Below are 20601 nucleotides of genomic sequence, written 5' to 3'. Positions count from 1 at the left end.
CCGCGCGCCACCGTCTCACGAGGCGCTCCAGTGGCGGGAGACGGCGAGGCCCGGGTCGGGGGTCAGGGAGAACATCCACCAGAGGGCCAGCAGGGCGAACACACCGCCGCACACCGCCAGTGACAACTGGAGCCCGCCCGGCGCCGATCCGTCCGGTGGCAGCGCCAGCGCGAGTACGGCGCTGCCGCCCGCCACCCAGTTCCGTACCCGCCCCCGCGGCGCGGAAGCGGCGATCAGGAACAGGCCCCACAGCGCGTACCAGGGGCGGGACGCCGGACCGAGCACGAATACGGCCAGCATGCTCAACGCCAGCGCGTACACCGGTCCGAGGCGTTCGCGGCGCCGCCACAGCGCCACCACGAGGACGGCGGTGACCGCCATGCCGAGCCAGCGCCACGCGGGAAGCGCCAACGGCCCGGCTCCGCTTCCCACTTCGTCCAGCAGGATCCCGCTGAGCCGGCCCAGGCCGCTGGTCAGGGACCAGTTGTCGGAGGAGACGGGGGTCCCGAGGGCGCCGATCCAGCCGTATCCGGTGCCGCTCAGGGTCGTCACCGCGACCGTGGTCGCCCCGGCGACCGCCGCGGTGAGCGCGCAGGCTCTGACCGTACGGGCGCGGCCGGTGAACCGCGCCGACCACACCCCCGCGACCACGAGCAGGCCGAGCCCGGAGGGCGCCTTCACCAGCGCGGCCAGGGTGATGAGTACGGCTGCGACGGCGGGCCGGCCCGCCAGCGCCGTCGCGAGTCCCGCGCCGAGCAGGCCGAGCATCAGCGCGTCGTTGTGCGCGCCGGCGACCAGATGCAGCAGCACCAGCGGATTGAGCACCCCCAGCCACAGGGCGGCCGACGGGTCGACCCCGCAGCGGCGGGCCAGCCGGGGCAGGAAGACGACCATCAGCGCGACACCGAGCAGGGCCACGAGCCGCATGCCGAGCACTCCGGCCGGTATGCCGGTCCTGGCGAGCCCGGCGGTCTTCGCCGCCACGGCGAGGAACACCGGACCGTAGGGCGCCGGGGTGTGCTGCCACACCGGCGCCACCTCGGCGGCGAGCGGGCCGCCGAGGGCATGAGGGCCGTGTGTGTAGACGTCGATGCCCGCGTCGACCATGGCGCCCTGCGCCAGATAGCTGTAGACGTCCCGGCTGAACAGCGGCGGCCCGACGATCAGGGGCGTGGCCCACACCGCCAGCGTCAGCAGCAGATCCCGTACGGGCAGAGGGTGCCGGCCGCGCACGGCGCGGCCCAGCCACCACCAGGCGGCTATCAGCAGGACCAGCCCGAAGTACGCGCACATCAGCCCGAGCGCCGCGCGCCCGGAGGTGGCGGCCGGCTCCTCGGCCAGCGGAAGCGCGCCCGCAGTGAGGCCGCCGGCCGTGAGCGCGAGGGACCCCGCGAGCCCCAGCATCCGGCAGCGGTTCGGGTCCACGTCCACGTTCAAGGCGAGCATCAGTGGACCCTCGCAGAGCGTGGTGGACGTCAGGCAACGGCGCCGCCACCACGGGGTGGCCGACACACAACCACCGCGCCTCACCCGGATAGGGTGAGCGACCGCCGGCAGCGAGGATGGGGGACGGCGTATGAGGGTGGGTCAGGCCCGTTCGGAAGCGGCGCGATGGGTGGCCGAGTACGCACGGGAGGAGGCCGGTTACCGGGGGGCGTTCTTCAGCGGCTCTACGGTGGGCCTGCCGGACGGGGTGGAGCTGTCGCCCCACTCGGACGTCGACGTGGTCGTGGTGACCGCACTGAGCGACCCACCGCTCGGGCCCGGCAAACTCCGCTACCGCGGCGCCCTGCTGGAGGTCTCCCTCATGCCGTGGCGGGAGCTGTCCTCGACGGACGGGGTCCTCTCCTCGTACCACCTGGCGGGCAGCTTCCGCACCGACGCCGTCATCGACGATCCGACGGGCCGACTGGGCGAGTTGTACGCGCGTGTGTCGGCGGACTTCGCCGACGAGGTGTGGGTACGGCGGCGGTGCCGGGACGCCGTGCGCCGGATCGAGAGGCGGCTCGCGGCGCTCGATCCCGCGGCGCCGTTCCACGAGCAGGTGACCGGCTGGCTCTTCCCGACCGGTGTCACCACACACGTCCTGCTGGTGGCGGCGCTGCGCAATCCCACCGTACGGCTGCGCTACGCCGCCGTACGCGAGGTCCTCAGCCGGCACGGCATGCCCGGTCTCCATCCGGAGCTGCTGGATCTGCTCGGCTGCCGCGATCTGACGGCCGACCGCGTGCTGCGCCATCTCGGGGAACTGGCGCGGACGTTCGACGCCACGGCGGAGGTGGCGAGGACACCGTTCTTCTTCAGCGGTGACATCACTCAGGAGGCGCGCCCGGTCGCGATCGGCGGGAGCCTGGATCTCGTGGAGAACGGGCTGCACCGCGAGGCCATGTTCTGGATCGTCGCCACCTTCGCGCGCTGTCATACGATCCTGGCCGCCGACTCCCCCACTCTGCATGAGGAGTTGGCACCGGCGTTCCGTGCCGCCGTCGCCGATCTGGGCATTTCCTCCGGCGCCGATCTCGCCGGACGCGCCGGGCGGGTGACCGCGTTCCTGCCGCGCCTGTGGTCGGCCGCCGAAGAGATCATCGCGGGCCGCGCGGATTCCACAGGGCCGCTCGCCCCCGTCTGCCGTTAGGCTGGTCCGTGATGTTCTCACCCACAGGTCCGACCCTCAGCGAGCTCGCCGTACAGGCGCTGTCGTCCGTCGAGCACGGTTACGACCTGCTCGCCCCGAAGTTCGACCTGACGCCGTTCCGTACGCCGGAGCCGATCCTTGACGCGGTGGTGAACGCCGTACGCCCGCTCGGTCCGTTCCGCGCCGGGCTCGACGTGTGCTGCGGCACCGGAGCCGGTGTCGGTGTGTTGCGGCAGGTGTGCGAGGAGCGGGTCACCGGTGTCGATGTGAGTGCGGGCATGCTGGAAGCGGCCGCGGCCGCCGTGCCCGGGGTGCCGGGCGGGCCCGCCGTGGAGTGGGTACGGGCCGATGCCCGGGCCCTCCCCTTCGCCGGCGAGTTCGATCTGGCCATGAGCTTCGGGGCGTTCGGGCACTTCCTGCCCCGTGAGCGTCCCGCGCTCTTCGCCGGGGTGCACGCGGCGCTGCGGCCCGGCGGCCGGTTCGTCTTTCCGATTCCCGCGCCGCCCCGGGTCGGTTCGCGGCTCTACTGGGGGCTGTGGGGTTTCGACGCGGTGATGCGGCTGCGCAACCTGGTGTGGCGCCCGCCGTTCGTCATGTACTACCGCACCTTCCGACTGGCCGACGTGCTCGCCGAGCTGGACAGCGCCTGCTTCACCACCGAACTGCTCCCGCTGCCGGAACTCGGCCGACTGCCCGACGGCTCGCCGCGCTGCGCCGTGGTCGTCGCACAGCGGGCGTAGGGCCGGGCCGCGCGCGTCCAAGGGCGTGCGCGGCCGGAGGACGACCGCCCGATCAGATGTCGATGCCGGTGACCGTGGGCCGGCCGAGCCTGGCGTCGTCCTCGGAGAAACCGGCGGCGCGCAGGGCCGCCTCCGCCTTCTCCTTGGCGGAGGCCTCGGCGGAGGGGTTGTCGTCGGCCTCGATCTCCAGCCGTACGTTGAAGGTGTTGTTCTCGTTGACGGAGAGGATGTCCAGGTCCTCCGCCTCGCCCAGCGTGGTCTGCTGCGGGTCCGCCGAACGCAGCCGCTCGACCACGACGTTCCGGGACTCGTCGGTGACGTCCGTGAGGAACGTGCCGGGAATGGTGATGACGTAGGTGGTCATTGCGGACTCCTTGGTGGCGGCCCCCACTGCGGGCTGCGCTTGTAGGCCTCGGTGCGGTCCCTGGTAGTTCTGCCCCGCATCGCGCCACGATCACCTGCGGAATCGGTTCAGATCCGCCAAGAACGCAAACGGTCGGCGGCGGCGAAGACATCCGTCTTCTCCGTGGTGAGCTGCTTGGTCAGCTCGACCAGTTCGCCGTACGGGATGTCGACGCCCTCGCCGCTCATGGTCATGTAGGCGATCGCCACGGCGCAGGCGAACCGCACGTTGTACGCGGGCAGCGGTCTGAGGACGACCAGGGTGTGCAGGAGCGCCGCAGCGCGCCAGGCCGGATCGGAGTCGATCCCGAGCCTCGGCGGGTCGACGCGATGCCGCGCGACGGCCGCGACCAGGGCCGAGAAGTCGGAGACCACCGGCTGGTCGGGCAGGGCGCCCTCCTGCTGTTGCAGGAGCCATCGCACGTCGACGTAGAGCACGGGCGGCATGGTTCAGGCCGCCCGGCCCGCGGTACCGGCGCCAGGACCGTCGTCGATCCCGGCCGCGGCGATGGCGTCGGCGAGCGCGGAGTCGTCGAAGACCCGGCGGAAGACGTCGGTGCCTTCCTTGAGGGCCCGGTGCTGAGCGACGGCGTCGGCGGTCGAAGCGCGTACGAACGCCTTCATCGTCATCCCGCGCTCCGAGGCGATCTCACGGATTTCCTGGAGTTCCGTGTCGGGGAAGTCCACATTGAGTGCTGCCATGCCATCGAAGGTACCACTCAGGTACCCCGGCCGGCATATCCCCAGCTCAGAGGCGCTGGGTCCGGGTACCGGGGGATCTCCGCCGGGGCCTGGCCGGGGTGTCCCGCCAGGTGTGGGGTTCGCGCTGCGCGGCGGCGGCTGCGAACAGTGCCTGCCGCACGCGGCGACGCTCATGCGAGTCGCGGCGCGTTGTTCTCGCTACGTGGGCCGCGAGAGACGAGGTGCGGAAGGTACGCGCCGGCGCGGTGAGTTCACCGCTCGGCACCGGCCCTTCGTGGTGATGCTCGGGGCAGTCGTGGTGTGCGTGACGGTCGTCGTGTCCGAACGGCTCGCCAGCCCACGACAGTTGGGAGCGGCGACGGCCGCCCGAACCGGGCTGTTCCCGGTGACGGTCAACACTGCGACGGCAGTTCGAGGAGTGTGAAAGCAGGCGGGCAACTCCGGCCGGAATCAGGGGTTATGCCAGGCCGGACGCCTGCTGAGCCCTCCGTACGGTGTCCTGTCCGGCACCGGCGCAGAACCACTTCTCCGTGACAGCGCCTAGGCTGTGGCACAACGCGGCCACCGGTAGGACAACGGCGGTGGCCAGGAACGGAAAGGTGACCCCCAATGACATCCGCAACCGGCACACCCGACAGCCTCGGCTCGACAACGGCGCTTCTGCAGGCGGAACTTCCCCGGCTCGAAGAGCATCAGCAGTCGCTCGAAAAGGAACTGGCGGCGGTGACCGAGCGCCTGGAGTCCGTCAGGAACGCGCTGAACGCCCTCCAGGCGCTCTCCCTCGCGCCCGGTGTGACACAAGCACCGGCCCCTGACGCCTCACCAGTTGCCGCGGTCGAGCCCGCGCCGCCCGCCGCGACGCCGAAGAAGGACGCACCGGCGAAGGAGACTCCGGCGCCCGCCGCGGCCGAGGAGGCGCCGAAGAAGGCGGCGGCGAAGAAGCGGACCCCCGCGAAGAAGACCGCGAATCCGAAGCGCGCCAAGCTGGACGGCGCACAGGGCGGAGCGGTGAAGGCCGCCGGCGCGAAGAAGGCTCAGCCGGCGCCCGCCGACGACTCGGCCGGCGGTCTCACCGAGCAGGTCCTCGACGTGCTGGCCGGTGCGGCCGGCGGCTCGGTCCGCGCACGTGACGTGGCGCAGGTGCTGGGCCGCGACGACAGCCCCGGCAGCATCAACGCCGTACGTTCCACGCTGGACCGTCTGGTCGCGACGTCCAGGGCGGACAGGGCGGGCCGCGGCCTCTACCAGGCCCGTAGCTGATGATGTGCGGTGCGGCGGCCGAGGGGCGGCCCCCGGGCTTCCCCGGGACCCGCCCCCTTCGGCCGGCTACTTCCCCAGTGTGAAGGTGTCGATGTCGAACAGGGAGCCCGCTCCACCCGTGAAGGTGAGGTAGAGCGGACCGGTCGCCGCGCCGGTCAGAGAGGTGGAGACGTTCTGGAACGTCTCCCAGCCACCCGTGTTGGGGACCGCCACCGAGCCGAGTACGGGTCCGGTCGCCGAGCCCGAGCGGATTTGGACGGTGCCGCCGGCGCCCGCCGACGAGACCTTCGCGGTGAAGGTCTTGGCGCCGGTCAGCGATGCCTGGGAGTAGCCCGCCCAGTCGCCGTTCTCGATGTAGCCGAGGGTCCTGCCGCCGCTGGCCGGGCCGTGGTCGGCGGGCTGGACTCCGGAGCCCGAGGTGAACGACTCCCCTTCGAAGGTCGACGGGGTGACCGTGGAGCCGAGTTCCTTGATCCGGATGTTGCGGAAGGCGGCGTCGTCACCGGTGCCGTGGTTCTGGATCCCCACGTACCCCTGCTTCAGTGAGCGGGCCGGGTCGGTGTTGGTGAAGTCGTTGATCCGGACGCCGTTGAGGAAGACCTGGAGCCGCTCCCCCTCCACCCGTAGCTCGTAGGTGTTCCACTGTCCCGGCGGGTTCAGCGCGGCGTCCCTCGCCGCGATGTCGGCGGCCTTGAAGCCGTATACGGAACCGGTGGTCCGGTCGGCCGTGTCGGTGGCGTCGATCTGGACCTCGTACCCCTGGTTGACGGCCGAGTTGGGGTCGTCCGAGGCCGGGAAGCCCACGTAGACACCGGAGTTGTCGTCCCCGGCCAGCTTCCAGTCAAGCTTGAGGGAGTACGAGGCGTACTCCTTCGAGCGGTACCAGAACAGGCCCATGCCGCCGGTCGAGTTGAGTGTGGCGTCGGTGTTGCTGAAGCTGCCGGGCCCGGCCTGCGACCAGCCGGTCGTCGAGCCGTTGTACAGGCTCGTGTAGCCGGTCTCGGGGCGGCAGTCGGCCTTGGCGAACCCTGCCGCGTAGCGGATCCCGCCGAGCAGCAGCGTACGGAAGGCCGGGTCGGCGTACGACTCGATGGTGTGGCCGAGTCCGGTGTAGAACGACCGGCCCCCGCCCTGCGGGTGGCACCAGGTGATGGGGTGGTCGGAGCCCATCTCCCCGCCGCTGTAGGTGGATTCGTCGAGTGTCTGGAGTACGTGCACTGATGCGCGCGGGTTGGTCTGGTAGTTGTACAACTCGTCGGTGCGCGACCAGTTCTGGCCCAGGTGCGAGGTGGCCGGGTTGGCCCGGTCCTCGGTCTTGACCGTGGCCTGCTGGATCGCGGGGTGGCTCTTGAAGCGGGCCCCGACGAGCTGTTCGTATCCCGGCCAGCCGTATTCGGTGTCGGCCGCGGCGTGGACGCCGAAGTACCCGCCGCCGCCGTCGACATACGACTGGAGGGCGGTCTGCTGGGTGTCGTTGAGGACGTCGCCCGTGGTGCTCAGGAACACCACGGCCTTGTAGCCGGCGAGGTTCGCCGGGGTGAAGGCCGCGCTGTCCTCGGTGGCGGTGACGGTGAAGTTGTTGGCGGCGCCGAGATCCCTGATGGCCTGGGTGCCGGCCGGGATGGCGTCGTGCCTGAATCCGGCGGTCTTGGAGAAGACCAGGACCTTGTAGGCGGGGTCGGCGGCCTGCGCGGTCGCCGTCGGTGTGACGAGCGCCCCGACCAGGGCGAGTGCGGCGACCGACGCGGAGGCCGAGGCCGCCGACAGCCGGCGCAGCCGCTGGGGCATCACTTTCATCATGGTCCCTTTCCGGCCCGTCACTTGGTGAGGGTGAGGGTGTCGACGTCGAACAGGGAGCCGGAGCCGCCGGTGAAGCTGAGGAACAGCGCTCCGGAGCTGCCCGTGTTGGTCAGGGCGGTGGAGACGTTGGTGAACGTCTCCCAGTTGCCCGTGGGTTGTACGGCGACGGTGCCGAGGACGGCGCCGGTCGCCGACCCCGAGCGGACGGTGATGGTGCCACCGGGTCCGGCGGAGGAGACCTTCGCGCTGAACGTCTTGGTCCCCGCTGTCGGGACGGCGGAGTAGCCCGCCCAGTCGCCGTTCTCGATGTAGCCGAGGGTCTTGCCGCCGCTGGCCGGGGCGTGGTCGGCGGCCTGGACTCCGGAGCCCGAGCTGAACGACTCGCCCTCCACCGTCTGGCCGGCCGGCGTGCTGCCGGTGGTGAAGGTGAAGGCGTCGAGGTCGAAGAGGTTGCCCTGGCCCGTCGGTCCCTTGAAGACGAGGAACAACTGGGTGCTCCCCGACGGGGCGCCTGTCAGGTTGGCCGAGACGTCGGTGAAGGTCTCCCAGCCGCCCGTGACGGGCACGGTGACGGTGCCGAGCAGGGTGCCGGTGGCCGATCCCGCCCGTACCTCCAGTGTGCCGCCGGTGCCGCCGGAGGCGACCCTGGCCGTGATCCTGCTGGCGTTGCCGAGCGTGTACGGCTTGAAGGAGATCCAGTCGCCGTTGTCGGTGAAGCCGACGGTGCTGCCGCCCTCAGCAGTGCCGTGCCCAGCGACCTCGATGCCGGACTGGGCCGAGAAGTGCTCGGCCTGCCGGTGGCGGGGCTGGAGGATGCGCTGGCTGTGGGTGGTCAGGCCCGCCGCGTCGGTGTACTCGGCGTCGAAGACCCCGTAGATGTTGGCCGCGCTGTCGTGTTCACCGTCGACCGGTACGGACAGGGTGCCGGTGCAGCCGTTCTTCGAGGTGATCTGGTGCTGGTGGACGTCGTGGCCGAGGAGGTAGGTGACCTTGACCTTGGCGCAGTCGATCGCGCCGTCCTCGGGGTCGCTGACGTCGACCGTGAAGGGCACGGTGTCACCGAAGGAGAAGAGCTGTCCGTCGGTAGGCGAGCGCAGTGTCACGGTCGGCGCGGTGTTGCCCGCCGTGACGACGAGGCTCGCCGTGCCTGTCAGCCCTTCCGGGTCCTTGACCGTGAGGGTCGGCCGGTAGGTGCCGTTGGTGGTGTACGTGTGCGACGGGTTGGCCTGGGTGGAGGTGGCGCCGTCGCCGAAGTTCCACGCGTACGTCAGGGCCTTGCCCTCGGGATCGGAGCTGCCGGCGGACGAGAAGGTGACCGCGAGCGGGGTGGGTCCTGAGGTCTTGTTCACGGCCGCCGCAGCGATCGGGTTGCGGTTGCTGCCGCCGATGTACTCGATGCGGTAGAGCGCCTGGTTGCTCGCGCCGGTGCCGTAGTCGAGTACGTACAGCGCGCCGTCGGGGCCGAAGGCCTCGTCCATGACCTGGGTCCCGGTCCACGGGAAGGCCTCGATGACACCAGGGCTGCCGTCCGCCTTGACCTCGATCGCCTTGATCCACTTACGGCCGTACTCGGCGGCGAAGAAACGTCCGTCGAGGGACTGCGGGAACTTCACGGCGGAGTTGAGGCCGGCGTTGTAGCGGTAGACGGGGCCGCCCATCGGGGACTCGGAGCCGCTGCCGAACTCGGGCGGGGATCCGGCGTCGCCGGCGTACTTGATCCAGGCGGGCCTGACGGCGGGCAGGGTGGGAAGGCCGGTGTTGCGGAAGGAGTTGTTGGCCGGGCCGGCGCCGCAGTTGTACTTGGCGGCCGAGGGGCCGCTCGGGAAGGTGTACTCGTTGTACGTCTCCGTGGACGCGTTGGTCCCTGTGCAGTACGGCCAGCCGTAGTTGCCGGCGGACGCGATGCGGTTGAACTCGACCTGGCCGCTGGGGCCCCGGTTGGCGTCGGTCACACCGGCGTCGGGCCCGTAGTCACCGAGGTAGACGACTCCGGTGGCCTTGTCGACCGACATCCGGAAGGGGTTGCGGAAACCCATCGCGTAGATCTCGGGGCGGGTCCTGGCCGTGCCGGGGGCGAAGAGGTTTCCGGCCGGTACGGTGTAGCCGCCCTCCGCGGTCGGGTGGATCCGCAGGACCTTGCCGCGCAGGTCGTTGGTGTTGCCCGCGGAGCGCTGGGCGTCGAACTGCGGGTTGCGGTCGGTCCGTTCGTCGATCGGCGCGTAGCCGCTCGACTCGAACGGGTTGGTGTCGTCACCGGTCGTCAGGTACAGGTTTCCCTGCGCGTCGAAGTCGATGTCACCGCCGACGTGGCAGCACTGGCCACGGTCGTTGGGCACTTCGAGGACGACCTTCTCGCTGGCCAGGTCGAGCGTGTTGTCGCTCTTCAGTGTGAACCGGGAGAGGTTGAGGTGCCCCTTCCAGGCGTCGAAGGTGGACGCGCTGCCGGTGACGGGGGCGTCGCCGCCGGGGGTGTTGAGGGTGGGCGAGTAGTAAAGGTACAGATAGCGGTTGGCCGCGAAGTTGGGGTCGGCAGCGACGCCCTGGAGGCCTTCCTCGTCATGCGTGTAGACGTTCAGCTTGCCGGCCGTCTTGGTGTTTCCGGCGGCGTCCGTGTATCTGACTGTGCCGTCACGGGCGGTGTGTACCACGGCGCGGTCCGGCAGGACCGCGAGAGACATCGCCTCGCCCAATTCGGCCGGGCCGAGGGCGAGTTGGACCTGCTGGTAGTCGGAGGGCGGGATGGCGGCGGGGGCGGCCGGTGCGGCGGGGGCCGCTGCCGCGGGGCCCACGACGGCGCCTCCCGACACGATCAGCACCAGTACGGCGAGCCATCTCAGCCACATCTGTCTCTGTCCCGGGCGCTCCGGCGATCTCGGCGGTGCTGACAAGCCTGGCAGTCCTGACATGAAGCTTCCTTCCTGACCTGGCGGGGGTGATCAGGCATGGGCGCGCGTCGGAACACGCTGCCGTGTCACGGGGAGGAGGAGCCTGCGCCCGGGTGATGTCCCGTCACTCGGGCAACAGCCGTACCGATCTGAGGCGAACTTTCGGAGCACATACCGGTAATTGCGGAATCTCGCGAGAGTTTTGCATGTTGGCAACGTGTCCGTAATTTGTCAAGAGAGTGTCAAAATCATCGGACAGCCTCTCAACTCGTGTATGGAGCACGCGTGTTGCGCCCACGGCTGACGGGCCAGCGGCTATGCCGGCCGGGACCGAAAGAATTAGTTCCGGTGGACACGAAAACATGCATCGGCCAAGCAGTGCGGGAGCGGCGCGCCTCCGACCCGGCCGCCGGCCCGCGAGGACACGTCGGCGCCGATCCTGAGATCGGCCGACAATATGGACCATTCGGTCCAATTATGTCACGCCTCCGCCCTCCGGCCCGGTATCCTGCCCGTATGGAGCGCACGCTGACGGAGAAGGGTCTCGCCACCCGTAAACGGATCATCGAGGGCGCCGTCACCGAGGTGCGTACGCGCGGCGTCGCCGCCACCACGCTCGACGACATCCGCAACGCGACCGGCACCAGCAAGAGCCAGCTCTTCCACTACTTCCCGAACGGCAAGTCGCAACTGCTGCTCTCCGTCGCACGCTGGGAGGCGGACCTCGTCCTCTCCGACCAGCAGCCCCATCTCGACGAGCTGACCTCGTGGCGCGCCTGGCGGTCCTGGCGTGACGCGGTCGTCCAGCGCTACACGGAGCAGGGCCAGAACTGCCCGCTCAGCACGCTCATCTCACAGATCGGCTCCAGCGAACCGGAGACCCGCGACATCGTCGTCGGCCTCCTGTCGAGCTGGCAGGGCAAGCTCGCCGACGGCATCCGTCATATGCGCGCCCAGGGCGAGGTCGGGGCGGACGTCGACGCCGACCGGTCGGCCGCCGCGCTGCTGGCCGGGCTCCAGGGCGGGGTGGTGGTCATGCTCGCCACCGGCAGTGTGTCGACACTTGAGATCGCGCTCGACAACGCGATCGAACAGCTTCGCGCGAGCGCCTGACACCGTACGGTCGGCGCTGAGCGGCACGACGACGGCCAGCACGATGACGACCCACGCATGACGATTCTTTGGCGTGCTGTATCCGTTGGCTTAACATCGGATTTGCCCGTGCTACGCGCGCGTGCGTTTACCTGAATCAATGGAACACATCACGTTTCTCGTGGCAGTGGTGATCGTCACCGCCCTGGCGTTCGACTTCACCAACGGTTTCCATGACACAGCGAACGCGATGGCGACCTCCATCGCCACGGGCGCGCTGCGCCCCAAGGTCGCCGTCCTCATCAGCGGGGTTCTCAACATCGCGGGCGCGTTCCTGTCCACCGAGGTCGCAAGAACGATCTCCGGCGGCATCGTCGAGGACAGCCTGGTCACCCCAGGGATGATCTTCGCGGGACTGGTCGGGGCGATCTTGTGGAATCTCGCGACCTGGCTGCTCGGGCTGCCCTCCAGTTCCTCGCACGCCCTGTTCGGCGGGCTGATCGGGGCGGTGTGGGTGGGCGCCGGACAGCACGGTGTGCACTTCGGCCAGGTGATCGAGAAAATCCTCCTGCCGGCGCTCGCCTCACCGCTGGTGGCGGGGATCGCCGCGCTGATCGCCACGTATCTCGCCTACCGGCTGACCTCGCGGGGCCGGGAGTCCTCGGTGAACCGGGGGTTCCGGCTCGGCCAGATCGCCTCCGCCTCACTGGTCTCCCTGGCGCACGGCACCAATGACGCGCAGAAGACCATGGGCGTCATCACCCTGACCCTGATCTCGGCCGGCGCCCTCGGGCCCGACGCGGGGCCGCCCCTGTGGGTCATCGGCTCGGCCGGGCTGGCCATCGGCCTCGGTACGTATCTGGGCGGCTGGCGGATCATCCGGACCATGGGCAAGGGCCTCACCGACATCCAGGCGCCCCAGGGCTTCGCGGCCGAGTCGGCCGCGACCACCGTGATCCTGACCTCGGCCCACCTCGGCTTCGCCCTGTCCACCACGCAGGTGTGCTCCGGCGGCATTCTCGGCGCCGGGCTCGGCCGCCGGCTGGCCGAGGTGCGCTGGGGCACCGCCGGACGGATGGCGGTCGCCTGGTGCGTCACGCTTCCCGCCGCCGCCGCTGTCGGCGCGGTCGCCGCGAGTGTGGTGGTGCACGGCGGGACCGCCGGGGTCGTGGTCATCGCCGTGGTCGCCCTCGCCGTCGCCGCCTTCATCGTGCTCGCCGCCCGCCGCAACCCGGTCACCTCGGGCAACGTCAATGACGGCCACGACGTGGCTGTGCGCGCCAAGGACCGCCACGCGAAGGTCTGACGTACGCCTGCGATCGGCATCGGCTCGCATCGCACCGCATCCGCACGCACGAGGTACGAGGAGGGAAACCCATGAATCTGCACTGGAGCGCCCTGGGCGAGGTGGCGCTGGTGAGCGTCGGCGCGACCGTGGGGGTCGTGCTGGTCTTCGCCCTGGGCGTACGCGCCCTGGCGACCGGCGAGGAGGCGCGCGGCGGCAAGGAGGACGGCAGAAGCGCGCCGCTGTCCGTGGCCGTCGCCGGACTGTGCTTCCTCGCCTGCGCGGCCGCCGTGCTGTACGGGCTGTATCTGATCGTCCCGCAGTTCCACTGACGCCGGACGCGGCGCCGGCGGGTATCGCCGCCGGCGCCGCGTCCGGAGTCCGGAGTCCGGCAGGGCTACGGCAGGGCGGGCCGTGTCGGGCTCTCCAGCCAGGTCTGGAACAGGCTTCCGAGGTCCTGGCCGGATATCTTCTCGGCGAGCGCCTCGAACTGCTCCGTGGTGCCGTTCCCGTGGCGGTGCGCCGCCGTCCAGGCCGGGAGCAGCTTGAAGAACGCCCTGTCCCCGATGCGCTCGCGCAGCACTTCGAGGGTCATGGCGCCGCGCGTGTAGACGGCGTCACCGAACATGGTGTCGCGCTGCGGGTCGTCCACCTTCGACGTCCAGAACGCGGACGTGGCGGGGCGGGCGTTGTACGCGGCGGCCAGCGCGTCGTGCGCGGTGCGGGTGCCCTTGTGTTCGGCCCACAGCCACTCGGCGTAGGTGGCGAAGCCCTCGTTCATCCAGATGTTCTTCCACTGCTTCACGGACACCGAGTCGCCGAACCACTGGTGGGCCAGTTCGTGGACGATGGTCGACTCGCTCCGGACGGCCGAGTACGCGGGCTTTGACTGCACCTCCAGCGAGAACCCGGCGTCCGGCATGTCGTCGACGATCGCGCCGGTCTCCTCGAAGGGGTACGGGCCGAAGAGCGTGGACCAGTAGTCCGTGGCCGCCGCTGTCACGTCGTAGACGTTGACCGTTCCCTTGGGCAGGACCGGGTCGGTGGCCACGTAGATCGGGATGCCGCCGGGCGTCCTGCCCTGCTGGACGTCGAACTTGCCGACGGTGGCGGTGGCCAGGTAGGTCGCCATCGGCTCGGACTCCCGCCAGTGGAAGTACGAGCGGTCCCCCTTCGTACGGGAGTTGACGAGGACTCCGTTGGAGACCCCGGTGAGGCCCTTGGGGGCGTCGATGCTGATGTCGTACGTGGCCTTGTCGCTGGGGTGGTCGCTGGAGGGGAACCAGGTCGAGGCGGCGTTGGGCTCGCAGGCGATGAAGACGCCGTCGTCGGTCTTCATCACGCCGTACCGGGACCCGAAGACGATCGGGCCGCTGAGCGCCTCGGGCACGCCCTTGTACGCGACGGTGACCTTGAAGCGTTTTCCCTTGCGCAGCCGGTGGCCGGGGGTGACGGTCAGTTCGTCGCCCGCTCTGGTGAAGTGAGCGCGGGCGCCGTCGACCTTCACCTTGCCGACGGTGAGTTTCTGGAGGTCGAGGTCGAAGGAGCTGAGGTCCTCGGTGGCGCGGGCGGTGATGGTGGCGTTGCCGTCGAGGACGCCGGTCCCCGGCTCGTAGGACACACCGAGGTCGTAGTGGAGCGCGTCGAAACCGCCGTTGCCGAGGTCCGGGAAGTAGGGATCCCCGATCCCCGGCGCACCGGGGGACGCACCGGGACCGGCGGCGATCGCGAACGCGGAGGCGACGGCGGTCGCCAGGGCGAGCCAGCGGGAGGTTCGGCGGACAGAGCTGGTACGAGCCATGAGTGGTGGGGCCTTTCGTACGCGCGGCTGCCAGAACGGCGAGCGGACAACACCGCTCACTCTGCTCCGTTCCCTCACCTTTTAATCATGGGCATGACATTGAATTCTCACACTGTCCCGACCATGCCGGTGGCAGTTGCCTGGCGCGCTCCGGCGCGGGGCATGGCACAGCTCCCGCGTGAACTCCGGCCGTGAAACCGCCCGGAGTCCGCACGGGAGTCGCGTCATGCCGTGCAGAGCCTGACCGGGCGCGGCGAGACGCACGGGGGTGCGCCGCGTCGCGTCCGGTCGCGAACTCAGCGGGTGTGGTACGAGCTCACATAACCGGCCGCCGGACTTCCGACCCCGGTCACGTCGTCGTAGCCCACCGTCGCGGACAGCGAGCTGTCCTTGCCGATGGTCCGCAGCGAGGTGGTGATGCCGTCGGCGTCATCGGCGCCGTTGACGAAGTCCCTGCGTACGACGGCCGCGTCGTGGCCGGCACCCAGCGGGTGATCGGTCACGTCGTGGTAGGACGGCGTGCCGTACCGCTGGTAGATCCCCGGGTTGGCGAAGCCGATCGGCACATTGTGCTGTGCCTGCTGCGCCAGCGCCTGGACGCCCGCGATGACCGGAGAGGCCAGCGAGGTGCCCCCGATGCGGTACTCGTCGTAGCCCAGCGTCCCGTCTCCGAGCGTCTGGGTCTGGCCGACGAGGAAACCGGTGTTCGGGTCGGCGACCGCCGAGATGTCCGGCAGGGTGCGCATCGCCGTCGTACCGTTCGCCTTGGCGAGCGAGTCCGGGACGGTGCCCTTCTGGTAGAACGGCTGCGGCACGCTCACGCTCGTGCCGCCGCCGGCGCCCGACGTGAAGGCACCGGGGAAACCGGTCCAGTTGTTGTCGGCGCCCAGACTCGACTGGAGCGTGCCCCAGCCGGTCTCCCACTGGTACTTGTCGTTCTTGCCGACGTTGAGCGAGGTACCGCCCACCGCCGTCACCCAGGCCGAGTTGGCCGGGACGTCGACCTGCTTCGTGCCGGTGCTGGCGACGTTGTCGCCGTCGTCACCGGTGGAGAAGTAGAAGCCGATGCCCTCGACGGCACCCATCTGGAACACCTGGTCGTAGGCCGCGGCCGAGGCCGGGGTCTCGTTGGCCTCGATGTCGCCCCACGAGTTGGAGACGATGTCGGCGAGGTGCCCGTCCACGATCTTGCCCAGGGAATCGAGCAGATCGTCGTCCTGGCACGAGGCCGAACCGACATAGGTGATGTCGGCATCGGGTGCCACCGCGTGCACGGCTTCGACGTCGAGGGTCTCCTCGCCGTACCAGCCCGAAGCCTGGCAGTCCACCGTGCTGTTGTAGTCGGCGGGCAGCACCTGGGAGAGCTGTCCGGCCCGGTAGTTCTTGTCGCCGTTGCGCTTGGCGTACTCCTTGGCGTCCTGCGCGATGCTGGGCGAGGCGTACGCGTCCGTGATGGCGACGGTGACGCCCTTGCCGGTGTAGCTCTTGGCCCCGTAGGCGGAGCGGAGCTGCGTACCGGTGTAGCCCTTGATCGCGTACGGCGCCTTGGAACCGTAGGCCGACGGGAGCTTCTTGTCGGTCTTCGAGCCGTAGTACGTCGAGAAGGGGCCCGCGTTACGGAACACGGCGTCCGGCGGCGGCAGCGTGTCGTCGTGCTTCGACGTGTGCGGCGCGTTGTCGAGGCCGGTCACCGTGAGCACGGCACCGTTCAGGGAGTCGGGCACCGAGGGCGTCGCGACGGGCGCCCGGTAAGTGCTCTTGCCCTTGGTGTAGTTGTGCAACTGCGTGGAGAAAGCTTTCTCCACGGCAGTGGTGTCACCGGTCACCGTCAGGTAGTGCTTGTTCGAGCCGGTCACCTTCAGGCCGGTCGACTTCAGCCAGGCGGTGACCTGGGATATCTGTTCCTTCGTCGCGCCGAAGCGCGCGTCGGCCTGCTTCGCGCTCAGATACGTGCCGTACGAGGCGGAGCCCGGGTCGGACACCTCCTTGGCGTACTGCGCCAGGCCGGCGGCGTCGCGACCGGCCAGGTAGACGCGGGCGGTGACCTTGCTCGAGTCGGCCGTGCTGCCCTTGTCCGCCTTCTGGGTCGCCCACAGCGGCTTGGTGCCGTGGAGCGTGTCGCGCCCGGCGGGGCCTGTCGCGGCCCCCGCGGACGGAATGCCGAGTGCCAGGGCACCGACGACCAGAGGCAGCGCCGCCGCCAGGGTCACACCGGCGCGCAGGCGCGATCGGCTGGATCTCATAGAACCCCCTGCATTGCGAGTGAACGCGCGTGACGGGCGAGGTAGTTGAAAGTCACACGCAATGTGCCACTCTGTCGATCAAGTGTTCATAATGGGGACATGTGTTGGCCAAGGGAGTACCAAGCCCGCGCCATGTCACCCTCAATGGCCTGATCCGGGGGCCGGCGCGGGCAGGCTGTTGGCGCGTGTCACCTTCGCGTACCAGTGGGCGCTGGACTTGGGGATACGGCGCTGCGACGCGTAGTCCACGTACACCATGCCGAAGCGCTTGCTGTATCCGTAGGACCACTCGAAGTTGTCGAGCAGCGACCAGAGGAAGTAACCGCGCAGGTCCACCCCCGCCTCGATGGCCCGGTGCACCGCCGTCAGATGGCCTTCCAGGTAGGCGATCCGCTCCGGGTCGCGCACCTCGCCCTCCGGGTTGGCGTAGTCGTCGAAGGCCGCGCCGTTCTCGGTGATCATCAGGGGCAGTCCGGGGTGGTCGCCGGACACCCGCAGCAGCAGCTCGTACAGACCGCTCGGGTCGACGGTCCAGCCCATGGCCGTGGTGGGTCCGGGCGTCTGGTGGAAGTCGACATCGTCGGCGGCGGGCCAGGGGCTGTGGTCGCTCGCGCCGTGTCCGTCGGAGCGGTGGGTGGCGGTGCCCGTCCGCTGCGAGACGAGGGTCGGCGAGTAGTAGTTGACGCCGAGGAAGTCGAGCGGCTGGTGGATGAGTTCGGTGTCACCGTCCTGGACGAACGACCAGTCGGTGACCGAGGCGGTGTCCTCGATGACATCGGCCGGGTACGCGCCGTCCAGCATGGGGCCGGTGAAGACGCGGTTGGCCACACCGTCGATACGGCGCGCGGCGTCGGTGTCCCCCGCGCTCTCGGTCAGCGGCCTGACGTGGTGCAGATTGAGGGTGACGGAGATCTGCGCCTCGGCGGGCAGCCGCTCGCGGAGCGCCCGGACGGCGAGGCCGTGGGCGAGGTTGAGGTGGTGTGCGGCCCGCAGCGCGTCCGCGGGGTCGGTACGGCCGGGGGCGTGCACCCCCGAGCCGTAGCCCAGGAAGGCGCTGCACCAGGGCTCGTTGAGGGTGGTCCAGGTGGTCACCCGGTCGCCGAGGGCGTCGGCGACCAGTCCCGCGTACTCCGCGAAGCGGTAGGCGGTGTCGCGCTCCGGCCAGCCGCCGGCGTCCTCCAGGTGCTGGGGCAGGTCCCAGTGGTAGAGGGTGACGACGGGCTGGATGCCCTTGTCCAGCAGTTCATCGGTCAGCCCCCGGTAGAAGTCGAGCCCCTTGGCCGAGGCGGGACCGCTCCCGGTGGGCTGGACCCGGGGCCAGGAGACCGAGAACCGGTAGGCGCCGATGCCGAGATCGGACATGAGCGCGATGTCCTCGCGCCAGTGGTGGTAGTGGTCGGTCGCGATGTCACCGGTGTCGCCGTTGCGGACCCTGCCCGGTGTCCGGGAGTGCACGTCCCAGATGGAGGGGGTGCGGTCGTCCTGGTGGACGGCGCCCTCGATCTGGTACGCGGCGGTCGCCGTTCCCCAGAGGAAACCGGGCGGGAAGCTGAGTGCTGAGGTGGCCACAAGGGTCCTTCCACGTGACGGGCTGTGTGCGTACTGCCGTGTGTGTACTGCTGCGTGCGTCCTGCTGCGTTCGTTCCTGCCGTGCGCGTCCTGCCGTGCGCGTCCTGCGGTGCGCCGGCCGGGTGGAGCGCCGGCCGGCGGTGTGTCGCGGGCCCTCGCTCAGCCCTTGACCGCTCCCTGCATGATGCCCCCCACGATCTGCCGGCCGAAGACGAGGAACATCGCCAGCAGCGGCAGGGTGCCGAGGAGCGCGCCTGCCATGATCACCGACTGGTCCCGTACATACCCCGCGCTGAGCTGCGTGAGTGCCACGGGGACCGTGGGATTGGTCATGTCCAGCGCGATGTAGGGCCAGAAGAAGTCGTTCCAGGCGTGCACGAACGTGATCATGAACAGTACGGCCATCGGGGGCCTGGCGATCGGCAGGACGATGCTCCAGAAGATGCGCAGCGAATGCGCTCCGTCCAGCCGTCCAGCCTCGATGAGTTCGTCGGGCAGCGCCTCCTTGAGGTACTGGCGCATGAAGAACACGCCGACCGCGCTGACCAGCGTCGGGAAGATGACCGACGGCAGCGACTGCCCCCAGCCGAGGTCGGCCATCAGCATGAACAGCGGTACGACGCCGAGCTGCGGCGGTACCAGCATCGTGCCGATGACCAGCGTCAGCAGCAAATTACGCCCCCGGAAGCGGAGTTTGGCGAAGGCGAATCCCGCGAGGGTGGCGAAGAAGACCGTCGAGAGCGCGATCACCCCGGCGACGATCAGGCTGTTGAGCATCGCCTTGCCCAGCGCCGCGTCCTGCCACGCCGTCGCGAGGTTCTTGAAGAGGTTCGGTCCCGGGATGAAGGGCGGCGGGGTCTGGGAGACCCGGGTGTTGTCGGTCGAGGCGGCCACCATCGTCCAGTAGAGCGGGAAGAGGGAGACGAGGGCGGCGAGGGAGAGCAGGATGTAGGCGAGCGGTCCCGCGTGGTGCTGGCGGCCGGCGCCGGGCCGCAGCACGCGGCCGAGCCGGCTTCCGGTGGACGGCGGGGTGCGGTCGGGCCGGGCCTTCACATGTCCCCGGAGCGGTGCGGTGTCGGTGGTCATGGGACTGCTGCTCCCTGGTCAGGACGTGACGGACGGGCGGGATTTCGCCGGCCTGCCCGATGTGAGGCGTACGACGACGCGTTGCAGGACGAAGATCAGGATCAGGATGAGGAACATGGCCCAGGCGATCGCCGAGGCGCGTCCCATCTGGTAGTTCTTCCAGCCCTCTTCGTAGAGCAGCAGCCCGAGCGTCTGGTACTGGTTGTCGGCCCCGCCGCTGATTCCGTTGGGCCCCTGGCCGAAGATCAGCGGTTCGCCGAAGAGCTGGGTGGCGCCGATGGTGGAGAGCACGATCGTGAAGACGATCGTGGCACTGATCCCGGGCACGGTGACCTTGCGGAACTGCTGCCAGCGGGAGGCGCCGTCGATGGCGGCCGCCTCGTACAGATCGCGGGGTATCGCCTGCATCGCGGCCAGGTAGAGCAGCGCGTTGTAGCCGGTCCAGCGCCAGATCACGATGGTGGAGATGGCGAACTGGGCGGGCCATTTGCGGCTCTCCCAGTCGATGTTGTCGATCCCGAAGGCATTCAGCGCCCAGTTGATCATGCCGAAGTCACGCTCGAAGAGCATGGTGAACACGAGCGCCGCTGCCGCGATGGAGGTGGCGTACGGGGTGAGGATCGCGACCCGGAAGAACACCGAGCCGCGCAGTGTGTAGTTGAGCAGGTGCGCGAGTCCGAGCGCCATCAGCAGTTGCGGGACGGTGGAGATGACCCCGATGGTGAACGTGTTGCTCAGCGCGTTCCAGAACCGGTCGTCCTGGAAGAGGTCGGTGAAGTTGGCGAATCCGCGCCAGTCCATCGTGTCCAGCGAGGAGAGCTCGACGTGGTGGAGCGAGATCCAGAAGGTGTAGAGCAGCGGGTAGAGACCGAAGGCGCCGAAGATCAGGAAGAACGGCGCGATGAAGGTGTAAGGCACCGCCCCGAGGTCGAGCCGGTGAAGGATGTTACGGCGCGCCTGTCCGGCGTCGGACCCGCGGCCGGCGCCGCCCTTACGGGCGGGACCTGGCGGGGCGTGCTGCGGCTGCCCGCCCGTGGGGGCTGCCGGTGTGGAGGTGGCCACGCGGGCTTCCTTCCGTGGAGTGAGCGATGAGGGTGGGCC

The 20601-nt window shown here is 69.7% G+C and carries 17 protein-coding genes; 6 read left to right on the top strand and 11 right to left on the bottom strand.

Translation table 11 applies throughout. From position 1 onward, the window contains the following. Window positions 1-15: 15 nt before the first annotated feature. Window positions 16-1446, bottom strand: a complete 1431-nt coding sequence (gene mptB / locus QR77_RS40490; RefSeq protein ID WP_063798138.1) for a polyprenol phosphomannose-dependent alpha 1,6 mannosyltransferase MptB — start codon at window positions 1444-1446, stop codon at window positions 16-18. Window positions 1447-1576: 130 nt separating this feature from the next. Between mptB and QR77_RS40485 the strand changes: the two genes are divergently transcribed. Further along, window positions 1577-2635: a hypothetical protein gene (locus tag QR77_RS40485; protein ID WP_052489470.1), complete on the top strand. Its 1059-nt coding sequence runs from the start codon at window positions 1577-1579 to the stop codon at window positions 2633-2635. An 11-nt stretch (window positions 2636-2646) separates the two neighbouring features. Beyond that, window positions 2647-3375 carry a class I SAM-dependent methyltransferase gene (locus QR77_RS40480; RefSeq protein ID WP_040026892.1) on the top strand — a complete coding sequence of 243 codons (729 nt, stop codon included), beginning with the start codon at window positions 2647-2649 and terminating at the stop codon, window positions 3373-3375. Between the two features lie 52 nt (window positions 3376-3427). On the opposite strand, the gene QR77_RS40475 is transcribed toward QR77_RS40480, so the two are convergent. The 3 genes from QR77_RS40475 to QR77_RS40465 form a co-directional block, all read right to left on the bottom strand. Then, window positions 3428-3739, bottom strand: coding sequence for a hypothetical protein (locus QR77_RS40475; protein ID WP_040026891.1), 312 nt, complete (start codon window positions 3737-3739; stop codon window positions 3428-3430). A gap of 107 nt (window positions 3740-3846) precedes the next feature. Further along, a complete protein-coding gene (locus QR77_RS40470) occupies window positions 3847-4224 on the bottom strand; it encodes a hypothetical protein (RefSeq protein ID WP_040026889.1) in 378 nt (125 codons plus the stop codon). A 3-nt stretch (window positions 4225-4227) separates the two neighbouring features. Further along, window positions 4228-4479, bottom strand: coding sequence for a hypothetical protein (locus QR77_RS40465; RefSeq protein WP_040026887.1), 252 nt, complete (start codon window positions 4477-4479; stop codon window positions 4228-4230). A 609-nt stretch (window positions 4480-5088) separates the two neighbouring features. Between QR77_RS40465 and QR77_RS40460 the strand changes: the two genes are divergently transcribed. Then, window positions 5089-5739 (top strand): hypothetical protein, encoded by a 651-nt coding sequence (locus QR77_RS40460; protein ID WP_040026886.1) that lies wholly within the window; start codon window positions 5089-5091, stop codon window positions 5737-5739. Between the two features lie 66 nt (window positions 5740-5805). On the opposite strand, the gene QR77_RS40455 is transcribed toward QR77_RS40460, so the two are convergent. Beyond that, window positions 5806-7527: a ThuA domain-containing protein gene (locus tag QR77_RS40455; protein WP_052489838.1), complete on the bottom strand. Its 1722-nt coding sequence runs from the start codon at window positions 7525-7527 to the stop codon at window positions 5806-5808. 29 nt (window positions 7528-7556) lie between these two features. Next, window positions 7557-10382, bottom strand: a complete 2826-nt coding sequence (locus QR77_RS40450) for a carbohydrate-binding protein (protein ID WP_040026885.1) — start codon at window positions 10380-10382, stop codon at window positions 7557-7559. Window positions 10383-10940: 558 nt separating this feature from the next. On the opposite strand from QR77_RS40450, the gene QR77_RS40445 reads away from it, so the two are divergent. From QR77_RS40445 to QR77_RS40435, 3 genes are all read left to right on the top strand, one after another. Further along, window positions 10941-11537, top strand: coding sequence for a TetR family transcriptional regulator (locus QR77_RS40445; RefSeq protein WP_040026884.1), 597 nt, complete (start codon window positions 10941-10943; stop codon window positions 11535-11537). Between the two features lie 139 nt (window positions 11538-11676). Further along, window positions 11677-12822 carry an inorganic phosphate transporter gene (locus tag QR77_RS40440; protein ID WP_040026883.1) on the top strand — a complete coding sequence of 382 codons (1146 nt, stop codon included), beginning with the start codon at window positions 11677-11679 and terminating at the stop codon, window positions 12820-12822. Window positions 12823-12893: 71 nt separating this feature from the next. Further along, a complete protein-coding gene (locus QR77_RS40435) occupies window positions 12894-13133 on the top strand; it encodes a hypothetical protein (protein ID WP_040026882.1) in 240 nt (79 codons plus the stop codon). Window positions 13134-13198: 65 nt separating this feature from the next. Here QR77_RS40435 and QR77_RS40430 read toward each other — a convergent pair whose 3' ends face one another. The 5 genes from QR77_RS40430 to QR77_RS40410 form a co-directional block, all read right to left on the bottom strand. Further along, window positions 13199-14602 (bottom strand): M1 family metallopeptidase, encoded by a 1404-nt coding sequence (locus QR77_RS40430; protein ID WP_040026881.1) that lies wholly within the window; start codon window positions 14600-14602, stop codon window positions 13199-13201. A 296-nt stretch (window positions 14603-14898) separates the two neighbouring features. Then, window positions 14899-16845: a S53 family peptidase gene (locus QR77_RS40425; RefSeq protein WP_040026880.1), complete on the bottom strand. Its 1947-nt coding sequence runs from the start codon at window positions 16843-16845 to the stop codon at window positions 14899-14901. 141 nt (window positions 16846-16986) lie between these two features. Continuing rightward, window positions 16987-18414, bottom strand: coding sequence for a GH1 family beta-glucosidase (locus QR77_RS40420; protein ID WP_040026878.1), 1428 nt, complete (start codon window positions 18412-18414; stop codon window positions 16987-16989). A gap of 159 nt (window positions 18415-18573) precedes the next feature. Next, window positions 18574-19500: a carbohydrate ABC transporter permease gene (locus QR77_RS40415; RefSeq protein ID WP_040026877.1), complete on the bottom strand. Its 927-nt coding sequence runs from the start codon at window positions 19498-19500 to the stop codon at window positions 18574-18576. An 18-nt stretch (window positions 19501-19518) separates the two neighbouring features. Continuing rightward, window positions 19519-20562: a sugar ABC transporter permease gene (locus QR77_RS40410; RefSeq protein ID WP_040026876.1), complete on the bottom strand. Its 1044-nt coding sequence runs from the start codon at window positions 20560-20562 to the stop codon at window positions 19519-19521. Between the last annotated feature and the right edge of the window lie 39 nt (window positions 20563-20601).

The organism is Streptomyces sp. 150FB (genome assembly GCF_000818195.1).
In the GTDB taxonomy this organism is placed as follows: Bacteria; Actinomycetota; Actinomycetes; order Streptomycetales; family Streptomycetaceae; genus Streptomyces.
This window is presented reverse-complemented; position numbering and strand designations above follow the sequence as displayed.

Excerpts from the sequence above, each read along its gene's own strand:
- QR77_RS40455 (WP_052489838.1), bottom strand. The coding sequence starts at position 7,527 with ATGCCCCAGCGGCTGCGCCGGCTGTCGGCGGCCTCGGCCTCCGCGTCG.
- QR77_RS40475 (WP_040026891.1), bottom strand. The coding sequence starts at position 3,739 with ATGACCACCTACGTCATCACCATTCCCGGCACGTTCCTCACGGACGTC.
- QR77_RS40440 (WP_040026883.1), top strand. The coding sequence starts at position 11,677 with ATGGAACACATCACGTTTCTCGTGGCAGTGGTGATCGTCACCGCCCTG.
- QR77_RS40435 (WP_040026882.1), top strand. The coding sequence starts at position 12,894 with ATGAATCTGCACTGGAGCGCCCTGGGCGAGGTGGCGCTGGTGAGCGTC.
- QR77_RS40425 (WP_040026880.1), bottom strand. The coding sequence starts at position 16,845 with ATGAGATCCAGCCGATCGCGCCTGCGCGCCGGTGTGACCCTGGCGGCG.
- QR77_RS40415 (WP_040026877.1), bottom strand. The coding sequence starts at position 19,500 with ATGACCACCGACACCGCACCGCTCCGGGGACATGTGAAGGCCCGGCCC.
- QR77_RS40480 (WP_040026892.1), top strand. The coding sequence starts at position 2,647 with ATGTTCTCACCCACAGGTCCGACCCTCAGCGAGCTCGCCGTACAGGCG.
- QR77_RS40465 (WP_040026887.1), bottom strand. The coding sequence starts at position 4,479 with ATGGCAGCACTCAATGTGGACTTCCCCGACACGGAACTCCAGGAAATC.
- QR77_RS40460 (WP_040026886.1), top strand. The coding sequence starts at position 5,089 with ATGACATCCGCAACCGGCACACCCGACAGCCTCGGCTCGACAACGGCG.
- QR77_RS40450 (WP_040026885.1), bottom strand. The coding sequence starts at position 10,382 with ATGTGGCTGAGATGGCTCGCCGTACTGGTGCTGATCGTGTCGGGAGGC.
- QR77_RS40445 (WP_040026884.1), top strand. The coding sequence starts at position 10,941 with ATGGAGCGCACGCTGACGGAGAAGGGTCTCGCCACCCGTAAACGGATC.
- QR77_RS40485 (WP_052489470.1), top strand. The coding sequence starts at position 1,577 with ATGAGGGTGGGTCAGGCCCGTTCGGAAGCGGCGCGATGGGTGGCCGAG.
- mptB (WP_063798138.1), bottom strand. The coding sequence starts at position 1,446 with ATGCTCGCCTTGAACGTGGACGTGGACCCGAACCGCTGCCGGATGCTG.
- QR77_RS40430 (WP_040026881.1), bottom strand. The coding sequence starts at position 14,602 with ATGGCTCGTACCAGCTCTGTCCGCCGAACCTCCCGCTGGCTCGCCCTG.
- QR77_RS40470 (WP_040026889.1), bottom strand. The coding sequence starts at position 4,224 with ATGCCGCCCGTGCTCTACGTCGACGTGCGATGGCTCCTGCAACAGCAG.